At 53.7% G+C, this 21107-nt stretch carries 23 protein-coding genes; 15 read left to right on the top strand and 8 right to left on the bottom strand.

What is annotated here, in order from left to right; genetic code table 11:
* Window positions 1-2: 2 nt before the first annotated feature.
* Together R6H26_RS21450 and rpaB are read right to left on the bottom strand one after the other, a co-directional pair.
* On the bottom strand, window positions 3-2507 hold the full coding sequence (locus R6H26_RS21450; protein WP_404785394.1) for a DUF3656 domain-containing protein: 2505 nt from the start codon (window positions 2505-2507) through the stop codon (window positions 3-5).
* A gap of 614 nt (window positions 2508-3121) precedes the next feature.
* On the bottom strand, window positions 3122-3907 hold the full coding sequence (gene rpaB / locus R6H26_RS21445; RefSeq protein ID WP_404791400.1) for a response regulator transcription factor RpaB: 786 nt from the start codon (window positions 3905-3907) through the stop codon (window positions 3122-3124).
* A gap of 342 nt (window positions 3908-4249) precedes the next feature.
* Between rpaB and R6H26_RS21440 the strand changes: the two genes are divergently transcribed.
* Window positions 4250-4525 carry a hypothetical protein gene (locus tag R6H26_RS21440; RefSeq protein WP_404785393.1) on the top strand — a complete coding sequence of 92 codons (276 nt, stop codon included), beginning with the start codon at window positions 4250-4252 and terminating at the stop codon, window positions 4523-4525.
* Here the strand turns inward: R6H26_RS21440 and R6H26_RS21435 are convergent.
* Window positions 4522-5175 (bottom strand): cofactor assembly of complex C subunit B, encoded by a 654-nt coding sequence (locus tag R6H26_RS21435; RefSeq protein ID WP_404785391.1) that lies wholly within the window; start codon window positions 5173-5175, stop codon window positions 4522-4524. The genes R6H26_RS21440 and R6H26_RS21435 overlap by 4 nt on opposite strands.
* Here R6H26_RS21435 and R6H26_RS21430 point away from each other — a divergent pair.
* Window positions 5174-5944 (top strand): tetratricopeptide repeat protein, encoded by a 771-nt coding sequence (locus tag R6H26_RS21430; protein ID WP_404785390.1) that lies wholly within the window; start codon window positions 5174-5176, stop codon window positions 5942-5944. The two genes, R6H26_RS21435 and R6H26_RS21430, sit on opposite strands and share 2 nt — an antisense overlap.
* A gap of 123 nt (window positions 5945-6067) precedes the next feature.
* Here R6H26_RS21430 and R6H26_RS21425 read toward each other — a convergent pair whose 3' ends face one another.
* Window positions 6068-6265 (bottom strand): hypothetical protein, encoded by a 198-nt coding sequence (locus tag R6H26_RS21425; RefSeq protein ID WP_404785388.1) that lies wholly within the window; start codon window positions 6263-6265, stop codon window positions 6068-6070.
* A 13-nt stretch (window positions 6266-6278) separates the two neighbouring features.
* On the opposite strand from R6H26_RS21425, the gene R6H26_RS21420 reads away from it, so the two are divergent.
* The 13 genes from R6H26_RS21420 (at window position 6279) to R6H26_RS21360 (ending at window position 16825) form a co-directional block, all read left to right on the top strand.
* The gene (locus R6H26_RS21420) at window positions 6279-7943 is read left to right on the top strand and encodes a polysaccharide deacetylase family protein (RefSeq protein WP_404785387.1); all 1665 of its coding nucleotides are present in this window, start codon (window positions 6279-6281) and stop codon (window positions 7941-7943) included.
* Window positions 7944-7957: 14 nt separating this feature from the next.
* Window positions 7958-9397 carry a hypothetical protein gene (locus R6H26_RS21415; protein ID WP_404785385.1) on the top strand — a complete coding sequence of 480 codons (1440 nt, stop codon included), beginning with the start codon at window positions 7958-7960 and terminating at the stop codon, window positions 9395-9397.
* A gap of 152 nt (window positions 9398-9549) precedes the next feature.
* Window positions 9550-9744: a heavy-metal-associated domain-containing protein gene (locus tag R6H26_RS21410; RefSeq protein ID WP_404785383.1), complete on the top strand. Its 195-nt coding sequence runs from the start codon at window positions 9550-9552 to the stop codon at window positions 9742-9744.
* 9 nt (window positions 9745-9753) lie between these two features.
* Window positions 9754-12033: a heavy metal translocating P-type ATPase gene (locus R6H26_RS21405; protein ID WP_404785382.1), complete on the top strand. Its 2280-nt coding sequence runs from the start codon at window positions 9754-9756 to the stop codon at window positions 12031-12033.
* A 56-nt stretch (window positions 12034-12089) separates the two neighbouring features.
* Window positions 12090-12383 (top strand): hypothetical protein, encoded by a 294-nt coding sequence (locus tag R6H26_RS21400; protein WP_404785380.1) that lies wholly within the window; start codon window positions 12090-12092, stop codon window positions 12381-12383.
* 322 nt (window positions 12384-12705) lie between these two features.
* On the top strand, window positions 12706-12849 hold the full coding sequence (locus R6H26_RS21395) for a hypothetical protein (protein ID WP_404785379.1): 144 nt from the start codon (window positions 12706-12708) through the stop codon (window positions 12847-12849).
* Window positions 12850-12869: 20 nt separating this feature from the next.
* Window positions 12870-13205: a cation:proton antiporter subunit C gene (locus R6H26_RS21390; protein ID WP_404785377.1), complete on the top strand. Its 336-nt coding sequence runs from the start codon at window positions 12870-12872 to the stop codon at window positions 13203-13205.
* Window positions 13202-14644: a cation:proton antiporter gene (locus tag R6H26_RS21385; protein WP_404785375.1), complete on the top strand. Its 1443-nt coding sequence runs from the start codon at window positions 13202-13204 to the stop codon at window positions 14642-14644. Before R6H26_RS21390 ends, R6H26_RS21385 begins: the two co-directional genes overlap by 4 nt.
* Window positions 14641-15024 carry a Na+/H+ antiporter subunit E gene (locus tag R6H26_RS21380; RefSeq protein WP_404785373.1) on the top strand — a complete coding sequence of 128 codons (384 nt, stop codon included), beginning with the start codon at window positions 14641-14643 and terminating at the stop codon, window positions 15022-15024. Before R6H26_RS21385 ends, R6H26_RS21380 begins: the two co-directional genes overlap by 4 nt.
* Window positions 15021-15293: a hypothetical protein gene (locus R6H26_RS21375; RefSeq protein ID WP_404785371.1), complete on the top strand. Its 273-nt coding sequence runs from the start codon at window positions 15021-15023 to the stop codon at window positions 15291-15293. Before R6H26_RS21380 ends, R6H26_RS21375 begins: the two co-directional genes overlap by 4 nt.
* A complete protein-coding gene (locus R6H26_RS21370) occupies window positions 15290-15580 on the top strand; it encodes a monovalent cation/H(+) antiporter subunit G (protein WP_404785370.1) in 291 nt (96 codons plus the stop codon). The genes R6H26_RS21375 and R6H26_RS21370 overlap by 4 nt, the downstream gene beginning before the upstream one ends.
* Window positions 15573-16169, top strand: a complete 597-nt coding sequence (locus R6H26_RS21365) for a DUF4040 domain-containing protein (RefSeq protein ID WP_404785368.1) — start codon at window positions 15573-15575, stop codon at window positions 16167-16169. The genes R6H26_RS21370 and R6H26_RS21365 overlap by 8 nt, the downstream gene beginning before the upstream one ends.
* Window positions 16166-16825, top strand: coding sequence for a Na(+)/H(+) antiporter subunit B (locus tag R6H26_RS21360; protein WP_404785366.1), 660 nt, complete (start codon window positions 16166-16168; stop codon window positions 16823-16825). The genes R6H26_RS21365 and R6H26_RS21360 overlap by 4 nt, the downstream gene beginning before the upstream one ends.
* A 170-nt stretch (window positions 16826-16995) precedes the next feature.
* On the opposite strand, the gene R6H26_RS21355 is transcribed toward R6H26_RS21360, so the two are convergent.
* The 4 genes from R6H26_RS21355 to R6H26_RS21340 form a co-directional block, all read right to left on the bottom strand.
* A complete protein-coding gene (locus tag R6H26_RS21355; protein ID WP_404785364.1) occupies window positions 16996-17460 on the bottom strand; it encodes a YaiI/YqxD family protein in 465 nt (154 codons plus the stop codon).
* Between the two features lie 30 nt (window positions 17461-17490).
* On the bottom strand, window positions 17491-18564 hold the full coding sequence (locus R6H26_RS21350) for a SprT-like domain-containing protein (RefSeq protein ID WP_404785363.1): 1074 nt from the start codon (window positions 18562-18564) through the stop codon (window positions 17491-17493).
* 77 nt (window positions 18565-18641) lie between these two features.
* Window positions 18642-19508, bottom strand: coding sequence for a GNAT family N-acetyltransferase (locus R6H26_RS21345; protein WP_404785361.1), 867 nt, complete (start codon window positions 19506-19508; stop codon window positions 18642-18644).
* A 131-nt stretch (window positions 19509-19639) separates the two neighbouring features.
* Window positions 19640-20830 (bottom strand): agmatinase family protein, encoded by a 1191-nt coding sequence (locus tag R6H26_RS21340; RefSeq protein ID WP_404785359.1) that lies wholly within the window; start codon window positions 20828-20830, stop codon window positions 19640-19642.
* Between the last annotated feature and the right edge of the window lie 277 nt (window positions 20831-21107).

Raw genomic sequence — 21107 nt, 5'->3', positions numbered from 1 at the left:
CACTAGACCTTTCCTAACGTCCCGCGCGTTACGCCAAGCTGATTTTGGAGCTGGAGCTGTTTCCAGAGCTGGGTGCCCGTGAGGGTTCCCTGGAGCAGTTGTCGATATCGCCGGAGCGTTTCTTCCACTCGGGCCGGGGGTTCTTGCAAAAACTCGACGCGAAAATGGCGCGCCCCGGCATTCATGAGGTGCGGCACAAATTCTGCGCCAGTTTGGGCGCTGCCGTTAAAGACGGTATTGCGACAGCCCGCATCGGCCTGGAGGACGTGCTCTGCCCCCATGCGGTCTTTCAGTTTGACTTCATGGGTTTCGCAGGGTCTGCCGCAGTCGCGGAAGTCTTTGCCGTCGGACAGAAAGGCGCAGAAGACGCAGTGCTCCATGTGAAACATGGGCATGTGCTGGTGGATCGTAATTTCGAACCAGTCTGGGGGGCAGCTCTGCAAGAGGTCGCCGAGCTGCTGGATATTGAGGTCGTAGGAGGCGGTGAGGCGTTCGAGGCCGAACTGGCGAAAATAATCTGCGGCGATCGCATTGGCCACGTTCAGGGAAAAATCCCCAATGCGGCGATCGTCGGCAAAGAAGTCGAGGTGGTCGTAGTTGCGCACCAGGTACCCGTCGGCATTGGCGCGACGCACCTGTTCTAGAATCCATTGTTCGCCAGGCTTGATAATGCGAGGGGGAGCCACCCAAATGGTTTGCCCGTCAGTAGTTTGGTGCTTGCGGAATATCTCGACGGCCTCGCGATAGGCGCGCGGATCTTCAAATTCGCAGTAGAGGGTATTAATGCCTGTATTGAGCGCCGCCTGGATCTGCTCCAGTTTCCGCACCAGTACGATGAGCTCGGCATTTTCAGAAGAGGGCTTTGACGATTCCGGCAGTAAATCTCGAACCGTCGCGTTGGCATTAAGCGTCCAGGGTTGGGGACGCGATCGCCGTTCTTCCATCTGCGCCACAATCTCCCGCCGCATCCGGTTCAGCGCGCTCACCGGAATCATCGCGTCCCCTTCTAGGGCATTGGTCAGCGTCCCCAGCTTAAAGGGCGTATTGCCCAGCCGTCCCAACTGCGCCTCTAGTTTTTCCGTGGTGAGGGGTTGGGTATGGGCTGCCGCTAGCACCGCATCCGACTCGACTCGGACGATGTGGCCCTGCGGGTCGCGGGCGATCGCCGTCAGCACTTGCCCTTCGCTGCCGTGGATTTCCATGGAAATCGGCTGCTGAAATTTAGGGGTATCGCCCTCGTAGCTTTGACGCAGGCGGCGATCGAGTTCTGGGTCGCTGGTTTTCCAGAGTTTGTCGCCGACGTGGATGCGCCGGAAATTGAGGCGATCGCGGCCAAAGGTCAGCAGCACCTCCGGTCCAACCGGATCGATCGCATAGATCCGCCCGCCTTCCTCTGGCGCTTCGGGATGGCCGCAATCGAACACGACGCCATCTCCAGGTTTGAGCGGCGCTTCGAGTCGAATCCTCACCTTCTCCCCATCGATCCGGGCGACCTCCCCTAGATAAACGCCGCGTTTTTTGCCAAACCTGGCGTGAATCAGCGCTTGGTTGTCGATGCCTTGGAACCAACCCGTATGCAGCCCGCGCGAAAACGCCATTTCAAGGTCGTAGCGATCGGAATCGGTCGCGGCAGGGCCTTGGGCGAGAACGCGATCGATGGCCTGACGGTAGACCCGCGTCACGTTTGCCACGTACTCTGGGGTTTTGAGCCGTCCCTCAATCTTGAGGCAACTGACCCCCGCTTGAATTAACTGCGGCAATACGTCCAGTCCGGCTAAATCCTGGGGACTGAGGAGATAACTGCGATCGCCCAAGTCCAACCGCTCGCCATCTACAATCAATTCGTAGGGCATCCGACAGGCCTGGGCGCACTCGCCCCGATTCGCAGAGCGACCGCCTAGGGATTCGCTGGTGAGGCACTGACCGGAATAGGCGACGCAGAGCGCCCCGTGCACGAATACCTCTAGCGGTAGCGAAAGGTTTTGCGCCCCGAGCTGTGTCTGGATTTTATGAATTTCCTGGAGCGAACATTCCCGCGCCAGCACCACCAACTGACAGCCGAGGGTTTGGGCAAACCGAACCCCTGCCGCACTGGTCGCGGTCATCTGAGTAGAGGCATGAATGGGGAAGTCTGGGGATAGGTGGCGGATCAGCCGACAAATCCCCACATCCTGAACGATCGCCGCGTCCACCCCAGCGGCCACGATCGTCCGCAAGTATTGCTCTGCCTCTCGCAATTCGCTGGGGAAAATGAGCGTATTAAATGCGATATACCCCTTCACGCCCCGTCGATGGAGAAAGTCCATCAGCTCGGGAAGGTCGGCTTCGATGAAATTCTGCGATCGCATCCGCGCGTTAAAGCGCTCCAGCCCAAAGTAAATGGCATCGGCCCCGTTCTCAACCGCAGCCTTAGCGCAGTCCCAGTGCCCTGCGGGAGCCAATAGCTCCGGTCGCCTCAGCGGTAAAGCGGCAGGGAAAGCACGAGTCTGGCTGAGGTCGAAAGTCATAGCAGTTGTTGCAGAGGTAGGGCATTGCAATCTTCACTGCAATCGTGACATACTCCCGACGCTGATGCTACACATACAGCGCGGGCTTCTCGGCTCATGTACCACCACTGAAGGAGTACCGCACTTTGAGAAGTTCCTACATCTTCCGGTCTTTCCTGGATCGCGAGAGACTTACAATCCCCGTTCAGAGCCCCGTCCGCAGGCAATTTGTTTATAGTCCACGAGATAGACCTCCCGCCGACTTTATGAATATTGATTTGAGCTTTCCTTTCTTCCTTGCGTTGGCGCGTCACCATTACGTTTTCGAGGGTGATATTTTTCTCGACACACAAAAGGAGGGGTGGAAAAACCTTGTAATTAGTTGGTGTTCCTCAATCTTACACTTTTGGCGATTACTTCGACAGGCTCAGCACAAGTCGTCGCCAACCCCGCTCGCTGTTTGAGCGCTGGTCAAAATTGTTCGGGGGTTGAACTCCTCATCGCCCTGGCTTTCATCCCGTCGCTCAATCGAAGCGATTAGAGCGCGGGACTTCCCGCCGAACAGTTAAACAAAAAAAGGCTGTGAAGGAGCACGCTTTCACAGCCAGAGGAGCCAAAACTCTTGTATTGAAGGACTAAGCGATCGCCACCTGGGTAGAGGGCGCGTTGGAAGGTGCTGCCGTCACGCCTTGGAAGAAATAGCCCGTTCCCCAATCCGTGTGGATAAACTCTGGATTTTTAGGATTGTCGCCAATCTTAGAGCGCAACCGCGAGACGTGTACGTCCACCACGCGCATATCGGCATAGTGGCGAGGGCTGTAGCCCCACACCTTCTGCAAAATATCGGCGCGGGAGACGGTCTTGCCGGCATTTCCAGCCAGTAACTCCAATAGATCGAACTCCATCCCCGTCAGTTGGATCCGTTCGCCATTGAGAAATACTTGGCGCTTGTAGACTTCAATCCGCAGCGGCCCTGCCAACAACACCCCAGCCGTCGGATTATCCGTCGCCACAGTCATGCTGCTGCCGTGGACGCGCCGCAGAATCACGTTAATGCGTTCTTCCAACTCCTTCGGCGAAAACGGCTTGGGCAAATAGTCATCCGCGCCCATCTGAAGCCCTGTAATCCGATCCGCCACATCCCCAAGGGCCGTCAGCATAATGATAGGCACCCCAGTCGATTTCCGCAGCTCCTCGCACACTTCCAGGCCGTTCAGCTTGGGCATCATCACATCTAACACGACGAGGTCGGGTTTTTCCTGGGCGAATACCTCAAGGGCCTCAGCGCCATCGCAGGCCACAGCAACGTCATACCCCACCATGGTCAAGCGCGTAGATAAGATGCGCCGAATCATGGCTTCATCATCGACAATTAAAATTTTCTTTTTGCGACTCACCGGATGGCCCCACTTTTCTAAAATGAGTTTCAAATTTATTTTTGTTGGCTGCCCGCAGGCAATTGGGTGAAAACACACCCCCATCGGGCAGAAAAATTATTAAAGCGTCCTGATAACAAATGATAACAGACTTCCTGCAAGGATTTCATCCCGTTCCTAGATCGATGTTCGATGCTATCAATTGTTAAGGCTTGTGGCAGTTCTATTAACTTCAGTTTCGTCCTTGACAGAGGGGTTGAAGCAAGCTGGTATCATCCAATTGCCCAAGCGATGAGCGTACGAGTGCAGCCTTCAATAGATTTAGGTTGAAGGTAAGTTGACCTGCGTTTTGCCGACGCAATCAGGATGGGGAATCGGTTTGAGACTATGGCAAATCCCTTCATTGCGGTGAGAATTACCCCTGAACTGGATGCGGCGATCGCCGCGCGAATGCGGGAAACCGGTCAATCCAAGTCGGATGTCGTCATCGCAGCGCTAAAGTCCTATCTGGGCATTCCGCCGCTCGCAGAACGGTTAACGGCGATCGAGCAACGCCTCGCAGCCCTGGAGGTCTTTGCCGAAAGTCTCGAGAGGCCCGTCTCGCGCGCTCCCGATCGCTCGGCAACGACACCCTCTCACTCGACAGAGCATTCCGGTCATTAAGCAACCGTTACGTTCCGATCGAGGGTTGCCGCCAGCTTATCGGCGATCGCCGCCACCCAAGCTTCATCCTGTTGGGTATAGCTGCGCGGCGCATTTGCGCCCAAAATCAACACGCCCTGTTTGCCCAGGGGCTGGCAGATGACACCTTGCGTATTTTCCGGCAGATAGGGAAATTCAACGCGACCGGGATACAGTTTGAGGGCGACCAAGTAGATCGGTTTTTCCGTGTCTAGCGCGCGTTTGACGATAGGGCCGGGCGTTAGCTCCGCCTCGGTCCCCAGCACGCCGCGCCGCAGCAGCGTTTTGCCCTCGTACCAAACCACGACAGACTTAGTGACAGTATTGGTCAGCAAACTATGGGAAGCCCAAGCCAGTTCCACCTTAATGGCGTCCGGGAGGGTCGGATCTAGTTCAAAACCCTGCGCTCCAATCAGTTCGACAGATTCAGGCATTCGCGGCTGCACGCGCTGCCACAACAACCCGGTCAAAATCAACAGCGCGCTTAAAATTACCCCCAGCGCGTCAGATCGAGCCTGGGAATTGGTGAGTTCTGCCGTCATCAGTCGATTGAGCAAAAGCAACAACCCGCCAAAGCTGCCGACGGCTAAAGGCAGGAGGCGCAAAATTCGATTGGGGTCAGGCTGGGTCATGCAGGCACAGATTGCCGATCGGGTCTATCTCTCTGGCGATCGCGTTATTGTCTTTTTAATGCGATTTGAACTTAACCTTGCCATGATTCTCTGCAAACTCGCAACTCTGATTTTGGCGATGGACTGCTGGACGGGCAATCCCGACGCAGCCATAAATCCAGTCAGTGCCGGAACCTATCGTGCCAGTGGATTGAGTTATCGCGAGCAGTTACGCTACCCAGAGGCGATTGCCGCATTCCAAAAAGCAGCTGAGTTAGATCCCACCAATCCTTCTAATTCGGTGCTGCTGGGCTGGACGCAGCATTTAGCAGGGCAAGAAGACGCTGCCACCCAAACCCTTTTAAATGCTGCCTATCAAGACTTATCCAACGTCTCTACTTTTAACGCCCTCGGCATTGTGCTTCTGACGCGGGGCAAGCTGGACGATGCCGTGTGGGTTCATTCTTGGGCCTTGGGCCTTAACTCCGACAACGAAATTGCTTACTATAATCTGAGCTTGGCTTACCATCGTCTTCAGCAGTATGACTGGGCGATCGCCACTGCCAAAAAAGCAGCCCGACTGGAACCCAGCAACCCCCATCCCTTTGTAGCATTGGCCATCGCGCATTGGAGCAAGGGCGATCGCTCCTCAGCGACCCAAGCTTACCGACAAGCCCTTCAGATCGACAGTCGTTATCGCGATCGCTCTTTTTTGGGCTACCTCAACGAAGCAGGGTTCCATATCGATCAAATTCGCGTGGCCGAACAAGTCCTCCTTCGCAGGATGTAGTTTTCTATATTTGGAAACAATTTAACTACGGATAAGATTGCTGCGTAGTTTGCGCAATGGGCCAATGTTTCTCAATCGTCGGAACGTGCTGTCTTTGCTTCTACTAGCAAGCCTATTTCTTCCTCAACTGGCGATCGCGAAACCCTTAAAAGAAAGTGATTGCTCCCCTTCCGAACCCTTTCCTCTAACCGCCGAACCGATGGCTTCAAACACTAAGCCATTGGCTCCTGTCACTGCCTCTCCGGTCTCAAGCGTTGCTCCATTGGCTCCCGTTCCCAACCCGTTGACGTCAGCCTTGACCTCCCCGTCTCCGAGCGCCAATCCTTTAGCTCCTTTGCAGAACACGCCCAAACCTTCCCTAGAGGGTTCTCAACCGCTCACCCAAGCCACTCAACCGCTCCCTCCTTCCCTTCTCAATTACAACCTGGGCAAAGTAGCTGCTTGGATCGAACAACCCTCCCTAGGGCTAGATGAATTCATCAGTCATTTTGCAGGAAATTTCCGAGCTTACTTCACCCCATCCGTCTGGCCGAATTTGAACGGACAGGCAAGGCAGGCAAGGGTCCCCGCAATCATGTACCACGATATCACTGACAAAAAAAAGGTGTTTTTCGATGTCACTCCTCAGGATTTTGAAGCGGCTCTAAAAAGCATTCAGAAGAAGGGTTTAACCCCCATCAGCGTAGAACAGCTTTTGACCCATCTTCGGACAGGCTTACCTCTACCGGAAAAACCGATCTTGCTGACCTTTGACGATGGTTATGCGGGTCACTACAGCTTTGTCTATCCGCTGCTAAAAAAGTATCAGTACCCCGGAATGTTTTCCATCTATACGGATAAGATCGATAAGCAACTCGGGCGACCGGGGGTAACCTGGGCGCAGCTTAAGGAAATGGCTGCAGATCCGCTCGTTACTATATCGGCCCACAGCGTCACGCATCCCAAAGACCTGAGTCAGCTTCCTGACGACAAGCTCCAGTATGAAGTTCGGCAATCCAAACGAGTGTTAGAGGGGCGTCTCGGGGTTAAAATTCACGTCTTTACCTATCCAGAGGGAAACTACGATGCCCGCGTCACCAAAGAGATCGAGGCGGCGGGCTATTGGGGAGCTTTCACGATGGATGACAACAATGAGGGATTTGCGGGTCAGTCTGAAAGCTTGCTCGCCATAAAGCGTTTTGGGCAGTCGAGCCTCCCTTCAGCGATCTCTCAAGCTTGGGGTGGAGCTGAAGTACCCAAATGGCGGCTGGGATTCGATTTTTCCGCTCCCGTGCGTCAAATTGACACCGCGATTGGCGCAATTCCCTTCACGATGATTTTAGGGGGACGCCCCACGACCATTCACGCCAAAACCCGCTACCAAGTGCCAGAAATATTGGCGGGGACAGGGGCGATCGCAGGGGTAGACGGCGGATTCTTTTCCCTAGAGTCGCTAGACTCTAACAAAATGATCGGCCCAGTCTTCAGTCAGTACACCGGACGATTTATTCCAGGCAATCCAGGCGAAATTTCAAAGCTCGTCGGTCGTCCGCTCGTACTCATCAATCCTTTCAGGGTGAAATTTATACCGTTTCGCTTGGACAAGCACAATACTTTAGTTGGAGTTCAGTCTGAGATGCCCCTAGTTACAGATGCTTTTGTAGCGGCAGCGTGGCTTGTTAAAAATGGAGAAGCTCAGCCCTTCAAAACCTTTGGTTCGCTGTTTGACTTCGATGCCGCCCGTCACCGCGCATTTTGGGGCATCAATCAGGCAGGACAGCCTCAAATCGGGGTTTCCAACGAGCCCATCGGTTCGGTAGACTTAGGCAAAGCCCTAGCAAAATTGGGGTTTCGGGATGCGGTTATGTTAGATTCTGGGGCCAGTACCTCGCTGGCTTATAAGGGAGAATCTTTAGTAGGCTATACGCCACGGCCAGTCCCCCATGTGGTCGCGCTTGTCCCGCCGCTATCTGAAATTTGTTCCCCCGCACGCCCGCTCCAAGTCGCTAGCGCCCCTTAAAAAGACTCAGCAGCATGCAAGACCATAAAGTAGCAGTCAGTATGGATGCTTCGATCTATCCCCAAACATTAAAACTTCAGGCCAAGGCTAAGAGCGCGGTAATTGTTTGGCTTGCTAGTCTGGCAAGTCTCTGTATGGTTCTCCGAGTTGCGCCTGCCTTGGCAACTAAGCCCCCCATGCGCTTGAGCCAAACGACCCCGATAGAGCCTCAGGCCACCCAAGCGGCACGGATTGCCCAAAAACAGGCTCAGCTTCGCCAAATTCGAATAGAAAATTACGACCTGCGCCAACATCCTATTACCGATGCTAAAGAGAAGCACTGGCGCAATATTCTTTGGACGACAGCAATTGTCGAACCCCAAGAACCGTTTGTGGCCCAGGCCCTTGGCAATATTCTTCTCTATGCCCGCAACCCCGGTCTTTCTGCGTCGCAGCGCCGCACCGTCAATATGGCGTTTCAGGTTGGGACGCAGCTTTACCTCAATCATCCCAATGCATACGGTAATTTGGGTCAAAAATTTGTCGAAACGGTGGAGGCCAGTTCCAGTCCTGGGTTTGTCGCAATGGCGCTTTCAGGCTTGGCTAGGAGTTCGCCACCGCATGCTCGGCTCCAAACGTCGATCGCTCTGACTCGTCAGCGCTTTCCGCAATGGTCGCAAAATGTGACGCTCCGCACGACGCTCGCGGATGTTAATGAGAAAATTGCGCCCGTGCCAGTTCCGCCGCTGCGCGATTTGCTGAACTGGGCCGTTGCGCCAGGGCAACTCCAGATGTTTGCGATCTGCGGACGCGATCGTACTGCCCTCTGCACCGCTATTCTCAAAGATCGTCAGGGTCAGTTTGTCAAAGAAGGCGATCGGTTGTGGTCTACGCCACTGTTGCTGCGTTCTCTGCACGGACTCGGTTGGAACTTTACGCGGGGCGATACTCCTCAAGGCATTTACCGCATTGAAGGTGTTGTACCGCAGCCAGATAGTGAATTCTTCCGTGCCTTCGGGCGATTTCCTCTGGTGAACCTATACGTGCCCTTTGAGCCTGGAGCTAAATCTTTTCTACCCGGACGTGCTGGGACTTTTGCAGGCAATCTGAAGGATTACGAGTCTATGCTACCGCCCTCTTGGCGCAACTATGCGCCCATTCAGCAAACCTACTGGGCGGGATACTTGGGGCGCGGTCTGTTTCGCATTCACGGCAGTGGCGAAGATCCCAGTTTTTTTAGCAAGCTCCCGCGCGATGGGGCAGCTACTCTGTGGAATCCCACCATTGGCTGTCTTTCTGCTTTGGAAGTTTACGATAAAACGGGCCGATTGCAGCAAGCCGATATGCCTAAAATTTTGAATGCCTTGACCGCCGCAGGTGGGAAAAACTTCTCAGGCTACCTGACAGTTGTAGAGGTTCCACAGGCTGACAAAGACGCTCTCGCTGTAGAAACCATTGAAGCCGCGATGCGCTAGCCCGCGCGGGCTTCTAGCAATCTTTTGATACGAATTGAGAACGGTCAAACGTTTTAGCAGTCTTTACCATGACGCTTCAATTGCACCCTTGACTCTCCAGCAAACTAGAGACTCGAAAATGGGAGCAGTTAGAAATTTAGAGGTTTGGATGCATGACTCTCCAACTGACTGTTCCCAATATGGCTTGCTCTGCTTGTGGAGACGCGATTGCCAAAGCGATCGAGGCAATCGATCCTACCGCTACGGTTCGGACTGACCCTAACACCAAGCAGGTCGATGTTGAAACGCAAGCAACAGAGGCAGCTATCAAGCAAGCGATTGTCAATGCTGGCTACACGGTTGGATAGGAGGTTCGGATGGAAACCGCAACCTTGAAGCTGCGGGGCATGAGCTGTGCTTCCTGTGCCAATAACATCGAACGCGCGATTCGATCGGTGCCTGGTGTCGAGGCATGCAGCGTGAATTTCGGGGTGGAACGAGCAACTGTTACCTACGACCCGGATCAGACGGATGTTGCGGCCATTCAGAATGCCGTAGACGGGGCGGGTTATTCAGCGCTGCTCCAGCAAGAGGATGGGTTGGCGCCCGAAGACGATGCCGAACGGCGAGAACGCCAAGCCGAGAACCGAACGTTAACCCGCAGGGCGTGGGTGAGCGGTGCGATCGGCGCGGTTTTGGTTGTCGGTTCGCTGCCGGCAATGGCAGGTTTGACGATTTCCTGGATACCCATGTGGCTCCACGATCCTTGGTTCCAGCTCGTTTTGACCGCTCCAGTTTTGGTGTGGGCGGGGAGTGGGTTTTTCATCAATGCCTGGAAAGCAGTGAAGCGGCATACTGCCACGATGGATACCCTAGTCGCCATCGGAACGGGGACCGCCTATGTGTATTCCCTTTTCCCCACCCTCTTTCCCCAGTGGTTTATCGCTCGGGGGCTGAGACCCGATGTGTACTTTGAAGCGGCTGCGGTCATCATTGCTTTGCTGCTGCTCGGGCGATTGCTAGAAAACCGAGCCAAAGGGCAAACCTCGGAAGCAATTCGCAAGCTGATGGGGTTGCAGGCAAGGTCAGCGCGGGTCGTTCGCGCGGGTCGAGCAGTGGATATTCCAATTGCCGAGGTAGTTGTGGGCGATATCGTTCTCGTTCGCCCCGGCGAAAAAATTCCAGTAGATGGCGAAATTGTGGAAGGCTTCTCTACCATCGACGAGGCCGTGGTGACGGGTGAAAGCATGCCCGTTAAAAAGCAGCCGGGGGATGAGGTCGTGGGGGCTACCCTCAACAAAACTGGCAGCTTTCAGTTTCGAGCCACGCGAGTTGGAAAAGATACGTTCCTCGCTCAGATCGTCAAGCTCGTGCAGCAAGCGCAAGGCTCGAAAGCTCCCATTCAGCGGCTCGCCGACCGGGTGACCGGATGGTTTGTGCCTGCGGTCATCGCGATCGCCATTCTCACCTTCGTCCTTTGGTTTAACGCAATGGGTAACGTGACGATGGCGTTGGTTAACACCGTGGGCGTGTTGATTATTGCCTGCCCTTGCGCCTTGGGTTTGGCCACGCCCACCTCCATCATGGTGGGTACGGGGAAAGGAGCCGAGAACGGTATTTTGATTAAAGGAGCGGACAGCCTAGAACTCGCCCACAACCTGCAAACCATCGTCCTCGACAAAACAGGCACGATTACCCAGGGCAAACCCACGGTCGCGGATTACATTACGGTCCATGGCTCAGCCGACTCAAACGAACTGGATTTATTGCGATGGGTCGCCTCTGTCGAACGCAATTCAGAACATCCCTTGGCAGAAGCCGTGGTGCAATACGCCCAATCCCAACTGGTAGGAGTGTACGGCGATATCCCTCTATCCGACAGTGTCCAAGGGTTTGAAGCGATCGCCGGGAGCGGGGTTAGAGGCTGCGTTTCCGGTCGATGGGTGCAAATCGGCACGCATCGCTGGATGAATGAATTGGGCATTGAAACCAGCGCTCTCCAGCAAGCGTGGGAGCGCTTGGAGGACTCAGGCAAAACGGTCGTCTGGATTGCTGTGGACGGACGCGTTGCAGGCATTATGGGAATTGCCGATGCCGTCAAACCCTCTTCTGCCAAAGCAATTCGCGCCTTGCAAAAGATGGGTTTAGAAGTGGCGATGCTGACGGGAGACAACCCACGCACCGCAAACGTCATTGCCCGCGAAGTCGGCATTCAGCGCGTCTTTGCTGAAGTTCGCCCGGACCAAAAAGCGGCAACTGTCAAAGCAATTCAGGCGGAAGGCAGACTGGTTGCAATGGTGGGCGATGGGATTAACGACGCGCCTGCCTTGGCTCAAGCCGATGTAGGCATTGCCATTGGAACGGGAACTGATGTGGCGATCGCCGCGAGCGACATCACCTTAATTTCTGGGGATTTGCAAGGCATCGTCACCGCGATCCAGCTCAGCCGCGCCACGATCCGCAACATCAAGCAGAACTTATTCTTTGCTTTTATCTACAACGTGGCCGGAATCCCGATCGCTGCGGGTATTCTTTTCCCCCTCTTCGGTTGGCTGCTCAGCCCGACGATCGCGGGTGCGGCAATGGCCTTTAGTTCTGTTTCGGTGGTGACGAACGCATTGCGGTTGCGGAACTTCAAGCCAGTTGGAAGTCGGTAGCAGGCTTTGGATTTTGACTGGGCGTTATTGCAGGCGGCATTGCAGGAGGTATTTGGATGATGAATCGATCGGCAATTTTGAGTGGCATTGCAACCCTGAGCGTGTTGCTGGGCGAGACGTCTAGCAGGGCGATCGCCCAAGTGTCCCACGAAAACATGCAGCCCCCAGGACAAACCGAAGAATTCCAACGCATCGACCAGCCCTTGTGGGTCAAGGGAGCTGTTACCGCAGGTGGCTTGGGACTCATCGGACTGGAGGTATGGTGGTTTCTTTTGAGCGCACCCAAATCGCATAAGGCTGCAACTCGAGGGGGTGTTCGGGAAGGGGTAGAGGTGGAGCCTGGAGAGTGAGAAGTCGCAAGCACGATCGCGCTCGTGCCTCAAATCGCGCACTGCGCCGACGGGCGACAGATTCGACCTTCAGTATGAGTGCAAAATACCATTGGCAGGAATTCAAGTTGCAATTGCAATTTCTTTGGATAGTTCTGTGCTGATTTTCAGTCCGACGGAAGCACAAAGAGATACATCGCTCGAAGATATCGAGTTCGGCTTCTCGTCGCGCTATATAGATAAATTCTATGGAAAGATTAGCTTTCTTCTAAGGTGAAATGCGCGCAATGCTATCGAGAGTCGCGTACAGTTATGATGTCCGTTGTTTTTTGTTTTTCGAAGTTTGCCGTCCATTGAGCGATGGACTGGATGGTCTATTTTGGAACTATTTAAGCGCGCGATCGCCCATTTATTCCTGGTTTCAAGCCGATACGAACCCAGCTTCGGTTTGGCTCTAGACAATCCACAGCTTTCGCTCCTCCAGTAAAGTCAACGAGCGAATTATTAATGTTAGAAGCGCTTGTATTTTTAACAATATTGCTAGGTTTCTTTGGCATCATCCTTAAGAAAAACTTGGTAATGAAGATTATCTCAATGGATGTTATGAGCACGGGGGTAATTGCCTATTACGTCGTCTTTGCCGCGCGCGAGGGATTGTTTACCCCAATTGTGGGCGATGTTTCCAAAGGCCCTTACGCCGATCCGGTGCCTCAGGCTGTAATCTTAACGGCGATCGTCATTGGCTTTTCCATTCAAGCACTCATGCTGGTTGGGGTCATGAAGCTAGCTCAGAACAACCCCACTTTGGAAAGCAACGAGATCGAGAAAAGTAATATGCCATGACAATTCTGACGCTGATTTGGATTGCCTTCCCGTTTTTAGTCGGATTTGTCATTTACTTACTTCCCCGGCTGGATCGATCTCTCGCACTCTGTGGAGCGTTGGTCTCTGTTGCCTATGCCGCCCAGTTATTCATCGCGCGATCGCCCCTCAACCTGAGATTGCTCGATCGGTTTGGGGTCAGCTTAATGCTCGATCCCTTAGCAGGTTTTTTTATCTTGACCAATGGGTTGGTGACAGCAGCAGTCATTCTCTACTGCTGGCGCAGCCATAGAACGACTTTCTTCTACGCCCAGACTTTAATTCTCCACGGCAGCGTCAATGCCGCACTGGCTTGTACTGACTTTATCAGCCTGTATGTGGCTTTAGAAGTTCTGAGTATTGCATCATTTCTCTTAATTGTTTATCCCCGTAGCGATCGCGCGATCTGGGTCGGGCTGCGCTATTTATTTGTCAGCAACGTTGCCATGTTGTTTTATTTGGTGGGGGTGGTGCTGGTTTATAAAGCCCATCATTCCTTCGATTTTGTGGGATTGCGCGGAGCGCCCCCAGAGGCCGTCGCGCTGATTTTTTTAGGACTGCTGGTCAAGGGTGGAATTTTTGTCTCAGGGCTGTGGTTGCCCTTGACCCACTCCGAGTCAGAATCTCCTGTTTCGGCTTTGTTGTCCGGCGTTGTCGTGAAAGCGGGGGTTTTGCCGCTGGTTCGCTGCGCGCTGCTATTGGAAGAAATAGAGCCGATCGTGCGAATATTTGGCGTTGGGACGGCGTTATTTGGCATATTTTACGCCGTTTTCGAGAAAGATACTAAGCGCATACTGGCTTTTAGTACCGTTTCCCAGTTGGGATTTATCCTAGCTGCGCCAGAAGTGGGCGGGTTTTACGCGCTCACCCATGGATTGGTAAAATCTTCCCTATTTTTAATTGTGGGGACTTTTCCCCGTCGCAATCTCAAAGAACTTCAGCAGCAGCCACTGCACGCGCCCATTTGGATCGCGCTTGCCATTGCCAGTTTTTCGATTTCAGGATTTCCTTTACTATCTGGCTTTGGGGCAAAAGTATTGACCCTGAAAAATTTGCTGCCCTGGCAGGTCATCGGCATGAACGTTGCCGCGCTAGGAACGGCAATCACGTTTGCTAAATTCATTTTTCTGCCCCACAAGATTCAGCCCGAAGCAGAGCGACCATCTTTATCGATAGGATTCTGGGCGGCTATCTTTCTGTTGCTGGGTGCGCTGGTTGTCGCCAATGTTGCGTACTACGAAGCGTACAGTCTTGCCAATATTGTAAAACCCCTCGCAACGATCGCCTTGGGTTGGGTCGCCTATTGGTTGGTTTTCCGCCAGCTCGTTATTAAATTACCTCGGTTATTCGAGCAATTCGAGCACTTAATAGGGGTGATGAGCTTGAGTTTAATCCTACTCTTCTGGATGGTACTCGCATGATCGGACATCTCATCCTCCGGCTCAGTCTCTGGTTTTTGCTCACGGCTAATTTCAGCCCGCTCAATACGATCATCGGTATCGGTATTGCATTCCTATTGCCGCGCAATTCTACTTCGCCAGAACGTTTGAAGGATTTACTCTGGGGCATTGGTAAAATCCTGATTGCTATTCCTCAAGCCTATATAGAAGCGATCGAACTGATCCTGCGACCTCATTTACACGAAGAAATCGTAATGGAGCGGGTAAAGTCTCGGCGATCGCCCGGACTGGTCTTTTTAGATATCTTTCTGATTACCTTTACCCCCAAAACAACCGTACTGAAATACCGCGACGAAGGTTGGTACGAAGTCCATCATGTACGACGGAAGCAAACGCCATGATTCCAAATCTCTCGATTTTGAACCTGGCACTCGTTGCCATGATTCTAGCGCTGCTCATCCCGCTCTATCAGGCCAGCAGAGATAACAATATCTGGCAGACCATGCTGGCACTTTCCAGTGTCTCCACGAAGTCGTCCGTCATCGTACTGTCGATTTCCGTGCTGCGGGATGATTGGATGCTGGGCGTATTTGGCGCGATCGTTTTGAGCGTGGGCAATGCGGGGTTTATGCTGCTGGCACATATTTTGAAACGGTTGGAGGAAGCATGATCGATCTGCTGAGTTATGGCTGTATTGGGCTCGGACTGGTCTTCTGGTTCTGGGGAACGCCCGTTCTCCTCACCCGGCGATCGGTGCTATTCAAACTCCACAATCTTTCCGTATCGGACACCCTCGGCTCGATCGCGATTATTTTTGGGCTTCTCTTGAGGCGACCCAGGGAATGGCCCCTATTGCTACTGGCCATCCTTTCCTTAGCGCTCTGGAACACGATGCTAGGTTATGTCCTGGCCTATTGCTCCAGCAGCAGTCCCAGTCGCGAGGACAACAATGGATAGCTACATCTACGGACTGACAGCGCTGCTGCCGCTAGCTGCTGCCATGGTGGTTTTTCAGAAAAATCCCTATCATGCCTTGGTTCTCCGGGGAATCCTAGGTGCGGTCGCTGCCATGATATACGCAGTTTTGGGAGCGGCGGACGTTGCGCTGACGGAAGCTCTAGTCGGCACGTTACTGGCGATCTCGCTTTATGCCGTAGCGGTGCGATCGTCCCTCATCTTGCGTTTGGGCGTACTCAAGGACGATCTCATTGCTGCGGAGTGCGAGACAGACTCGATCCAGTCCAGTCCCTTCAACCAACACGTGGCCGCTCTCCGCAAGCTGTTCGATCGATATCACCTGCGGGTTGAACTGGTGCCTTATTTGAGTCAAGCCGATTTGAAACAGGCGCTGGCGAACGAGGAGATCCACGTCACTTGCGCTCGCACGGAATCAGAAGCACCGGACCTCGCTGGCGATCGCCTGTCCCCTCCCTATCCCATGACGACCCGACTGCGCCGCGTCCACGAGATCTTGCAAACGGAATGGATGTCGCCCGCAGTCTCGCTCGATATCGATCCGTCAGAATCCAAAGAGGTGCGTCTATGAGATGGGTTTATCTTGCAGCGGGCGTTGCGTTCTATATCAAAATGCTCCTCATCCCCAATGCAGCGCCGAGCTTATCGTTTTCGATCGTCGATGCGGTGTTGCAAGATAGTGGCGTGCCCAATGTCGTTTCGGGTATTATCCTTCGCAATCGGCTATACGACACGATCTTTGAGGTGATCGTATTTACGATCGCGATTATGGGTGCTAACTTTCTCCTCTCAAACGAACGTCCCCTCGATCGCGTTCATCAGTTTACCGATTCTTCTTCCATTCTCTTGGCCCGTCTGGGCGCGACGATTTCTGCACTGGTAGGCATCGAGCTGGCAATTCGCGGGCACCTCAGCCCAGGAGGCGGATTTGCTGCGGGAGTGGCAGGTGGAACGGCGATCGGTTTGATTGCGATGACGTCTTCGCCAGAGTGGATGCAAGCTGTCTATCAACGTTGGCACGCTGCGACTTGGGAGAAGGTTTCTGTCCTTATTTTCATCGTGCTGTCGATAATTACGCTAGCAGGCTTGGAACTTCCCCACGGCGAACTGGGCGCGCTGTTTAGCGGTGGGATTCTGCCTATCCTCAATATTCTGGTTGCTATTAAAGTTGCGCTAGGTTCGTGGGCTGTGGTTTTGATTTTTATTCGGTATCGGGGTTTGTTGTGAACGATGCAGCGGTCGGCGAAGGGGCGACGATGCGGTTGGCGATCTCGTTATCGTTCTTGTAGGCGCGGTTTTCTTCGAGAAGCCGCTTCGCGTCCCAACCGCCAGCAAAATCTGGATGTTATTAAATCCGCGCTCCTTAGTGGATTGCCGTTCGGCTAGCGTCTAGCGCCTCACGGTAGACTTCTCAAAAATCGATCGAGCTGATTGGCAAAGTTCTGTCGGTCTCGCTGACTGAATGCGGGGGGACCGCCTGTATCTACGCCGCTGCTGCGTAACTCATCCATGAAATTTCTCAAGGACAGGCGCTCTCGAATATTGCCCGCGCTGTAAAACTCTCCGCGAGGATTTAGAGCGACGGCTCCTTTGGCGATCGCAGCAGCAGCTAGAGGAATGTCTGCTGTGATGACGAGGTCTCCAGAGTGTAATTGTTCCACAATATAATTGTCGGCAATATCTAGCCCCGCACGGACCTGAACCGCCTTTATATAGGGCGATGCCGAAATTTGAAGTTCCTGGTTTGCCACGAACGTGGTGAGAATCTCTACCCGTTTGGCGGCTCGAAATAGAATTTCCTTAATTGGATGCGGGCAAGCATCGGCGTCAACCCAGATTTGGATATTGGACGGCTCTGCCATTTTTGACTCTCTAGACTCCATAGGATCGCTTCACCCGCCGTCTCCTTTCAACCTTCGATTCGCGGGCACGATCTGTTTTGCAATAGAGGCCTTCGAACCTGCTTTCTTTCCCGCAGCGGTCGCTTTTGGGTCTGCCCAGCAACTGCTCCGCCGTCCGTGGTTGATGCGCGGGTAGACCAATCTCACGTAGGTTTCTAACTCTGTGTTGTATTGACTGGCTAAACTCAGCGCTGCTGTTGAAGTGGGGGATGGGGAGGCGGATGCGTTTGCAGCCTGGGTACTTTGCTCGAATTGCTGCTGTAAGCGTTCCGCTATGGTGCGGACCATTGCTTCCCGGAATCGGTTCAGATAAATTTTTCCCTTGCCGCGATGCTTTGATGCTTCTCTTTCGACCACTTGGACGAAGTAGTCGTAGTAGCTGCGGCAGATCTCAACATGGGTCTTTCGCCCTAAGGCTCGGATTCCATATTGTCCTCCCCCCAAGCATTTACAATAATTGGCGCGGCAAATTGCGCCGAGCAATGAAAATTTCCATCCTATGACTCGCTGGCCCGTGGCTTCGATGATTTCGTTGACCAGCGGTTCGTCTAGCTCGCTGCCGACTTCTACGGTCTGAAGGTCTGCTTGTTCTACGCCGTGGGCGCTCATCAATGCCTGAACTTTCTGGGCCGCTGCGTACGCTTCGTTTTCGTTGGGGCTTTCGCTTAATGCTAGTAGCTTTTTGATTTTCCCCAACATTGTGTTTTCTTCAAATGCTGCGATTTCCTGAATGTGATGCGTGACGGTAACGCTCGCTTCTCCTCGGGCTGCTTGATTGATGCGCTCCATCTGGGCGCTGAAGTAGGGTCCGTGGGCGCGCTCTCCAATGTTAAACGCGGACTGGGCGACGTGAATCATCTCGTGGAGCAGGGTGTCTTTGGTCTCTTGCTCTCGATCTGACAGCAGCGGTGCGGACAATCTGATTTGCTGTTTTTCTGCATTGAATAGGCCAGCGGCGCTCGCAAGCTTTTCTGAGTATTCGATTTCTACTGCTGGCAGGGCGGAATCAAAAAATCTACGATTGTAGTCTCGATACAGGCTATAAAGGTTGTCTGAGGTCAGCATGGTCTATTTCTCGTTCTTTCCCATTTGACAATATTCCAGTTCATCCCTGAAGTCGGGTCTCAGTTGTCGATTCCTCGCTAGCCTAACTCCAATGTTGTCACACCAAAGATTCGATCGACGTCTAGGTTTGGTTGGCTACCCCAATACATCCGCACGCACGTAAAGACTGGCTGTAAGTTATAACGCTCGATTAACAAAGATGCAGATGAATTAATATCTGGAATATCGATAAACACCGCCTGTCCTTCAGCATGATGGATTAACGATCGAAACAGCATCTCCGCAATCTCAAACGTATCGGCGAATAAAGGCCCAATTTTGAACCCTCGAACGCAACGGCGAATGACGCCATACCCCCATAAGCGATCGCATTCCACAATTCCATACGCCGCTTCAGCAGCTTGAATCCAAGGCTTCAGAAACTGCGGGCGAGATGCCGGAAATAGGTTGGTTTCGTAGCTAGCAATGAGGTCTAAGGGCAGATTCGTCAGCGGGATGGCTTCGTCCGGTACCCGTTCGGATGGGACGGGATCGCAAACATGACGGACGTGACGATAGGCGGACTGAAAGCCTGCTTTACGATACGTCGATTCGCGCTCGACCACGCCATCCAATCCGATACTGGCTCGTTCGGGATCTAGGCGATGCAACAATCGACTCCAAGCACTTTCCCACAGTTGCATGCCGTACCCGCGACCGCGCCATTGGGGACTGACAATGTACAGTCCGATAAATCCAAACCGATCGCCGTACCGAACCGCAGAAATACAGCCGATAGGTTCCCCGTCAATTTCTGCAACGAGGAACCCGTTCGGATCGGCTGCGTAAAAGGCGATCGCATCGTTCAAGCCAGGATTCCAGCCTTCGCGACCCGCCCAATCGAGCGCGAGCTGTACTTCTAGCGGTTGCATCAATCGAACTTGCAGCTGTTTGCGATCTGCCATACGCCTCCCGTTCCGTGCCAAAAGGGATCGGTTTTTGACTTCGCGGTTCGGCTGAGCTCACCGTCGAAGCCTCAACCCACGTCAATCCAGTATTGGAGGGTTGAGCGAAGCCGAAACCCGTTGTATAGAGCCTACTCCCAGGGCATATCCACATTCATATTAGCTTCAGCATGAATGTAGCTGGGCTTCCCCTTACGCGGAAGCTGACCTGACAGCACCAAATTCGCCATAGCGTCGCAAATCACGCGGGTTGCCATCAGAGAAGTCATATCGCTGATGTCGTAAGGGGGCGATACTTCCACAATCTCCATCCCGCAGATAGGCGCGCGGCGCACAATGCGTGCCAATAGCCCCAAGGCTTCCCTGGGCAAGAGTCCGCCGGGTTCCGGCCAGCCTGTCCCAGGGACAAAACCTGCATCGATGCAGTCGATATCAAAGCTAATCCACACGCAGTCGGTGCCGTCCATAGCGCGCTCTAGGGCGTAGTCTGCGGCGGCGTCCAGACCCATTTCGGTAATATCCGTCACCGTCAAAATATTGGTGGCGCGTTCGCGACAGACCTTCACTCCTTGACGCGGTACCTGCCAGCCGCCAATGCCGAGCTGCACTAGATTTTTGGCAGGGGCATTGGCCATGTTGGTGGCATGAAACCAGGGACAGGTGTGCATCCGCTCGTCCAGGTCGGTTTCCTGGGTATCGACGTGGCGATCGAAGTGGATAATGCCAACTTTTTTGTCGCCCAAGTGCCGACAGATCCCCCGCACCGTCGGGAAGCCGATCGAGTGATCGCCCCCGAGCAGAATGGGAAATGCGCCAGAGGCAAAGACGTGGGCCACGCCCTTGGAAATCTGGTCGAAGGATTTTTCGTTATTGGCGGGAATGGTGAAAATATCCCCCACGTCGCAGAGGGTGATTTGCTCCCGCAGATCGATACCCAGCTCGAAGTTGTAGGGAGTATACAGGGCCGAAATCCGACGAATGCCCTGAGGTCCGAAGCGAGTGCCGGGACGGTAAGTGGTCCCGGAGTCGTGGGGGACTCCGACGATCGCCACGTCGTATTCGCCCACTTTGCGCACGTCTTCGAGGTAGGGGGCCTTCATAAAGGTGTTAATGCCCGCATAGTGGGGCAATTCGCCGCGAGAGAACGTAGGGATGCTGCGATCGCGGATGCTTGCAGCTCCCTCTAGGCCGAACTCCAGCCCTTTAGAGACTTCTTGCTGCCATCCGGTGAGGGGCAATTGAGCTTCGCGAGCCAAGGCGCGTTGGGCTTCGGACTGACCGTCGGGACTTTGAAAAAGCGGATTTTCTGAATTTGATGTCATTGCTGCCTATCCTAATCAAGTGCATTCCCATCTAGCCAAAAAGCCCAGGAAACCCCAGCCTTTTGGACTGCTCTCCCGGGCTTTTCTCCCGCCGTGTCACTAGCGTTTGTGCAGAGAACTACACCCACCCACTAGCTCGCTTCTCTCGGACCAGACGTTTTGGCAGCTACCTGCTCATCGGAGCCATCGCGCATCAACCGGAACCCTAGAAGCCTTGAAGTTTTTACATCCTCTATCTTACATAGGGACCTGCTTCGCGTCCAAGCTCAAGATTCTC

The organism is Altericista sp. CCNU0014 (assembly GCF_044923475.1).
Lineage (GTDB): Bacteria > Cyanobacteriota > Cyanobacteriia > Thermosynechococcales > Thermosynechococcaceae > JAAURS01.
Note: the sequence above shows the minus strand (reverse complement) of the source record. Positions and strands in the feature narration are given on the sequence as shown.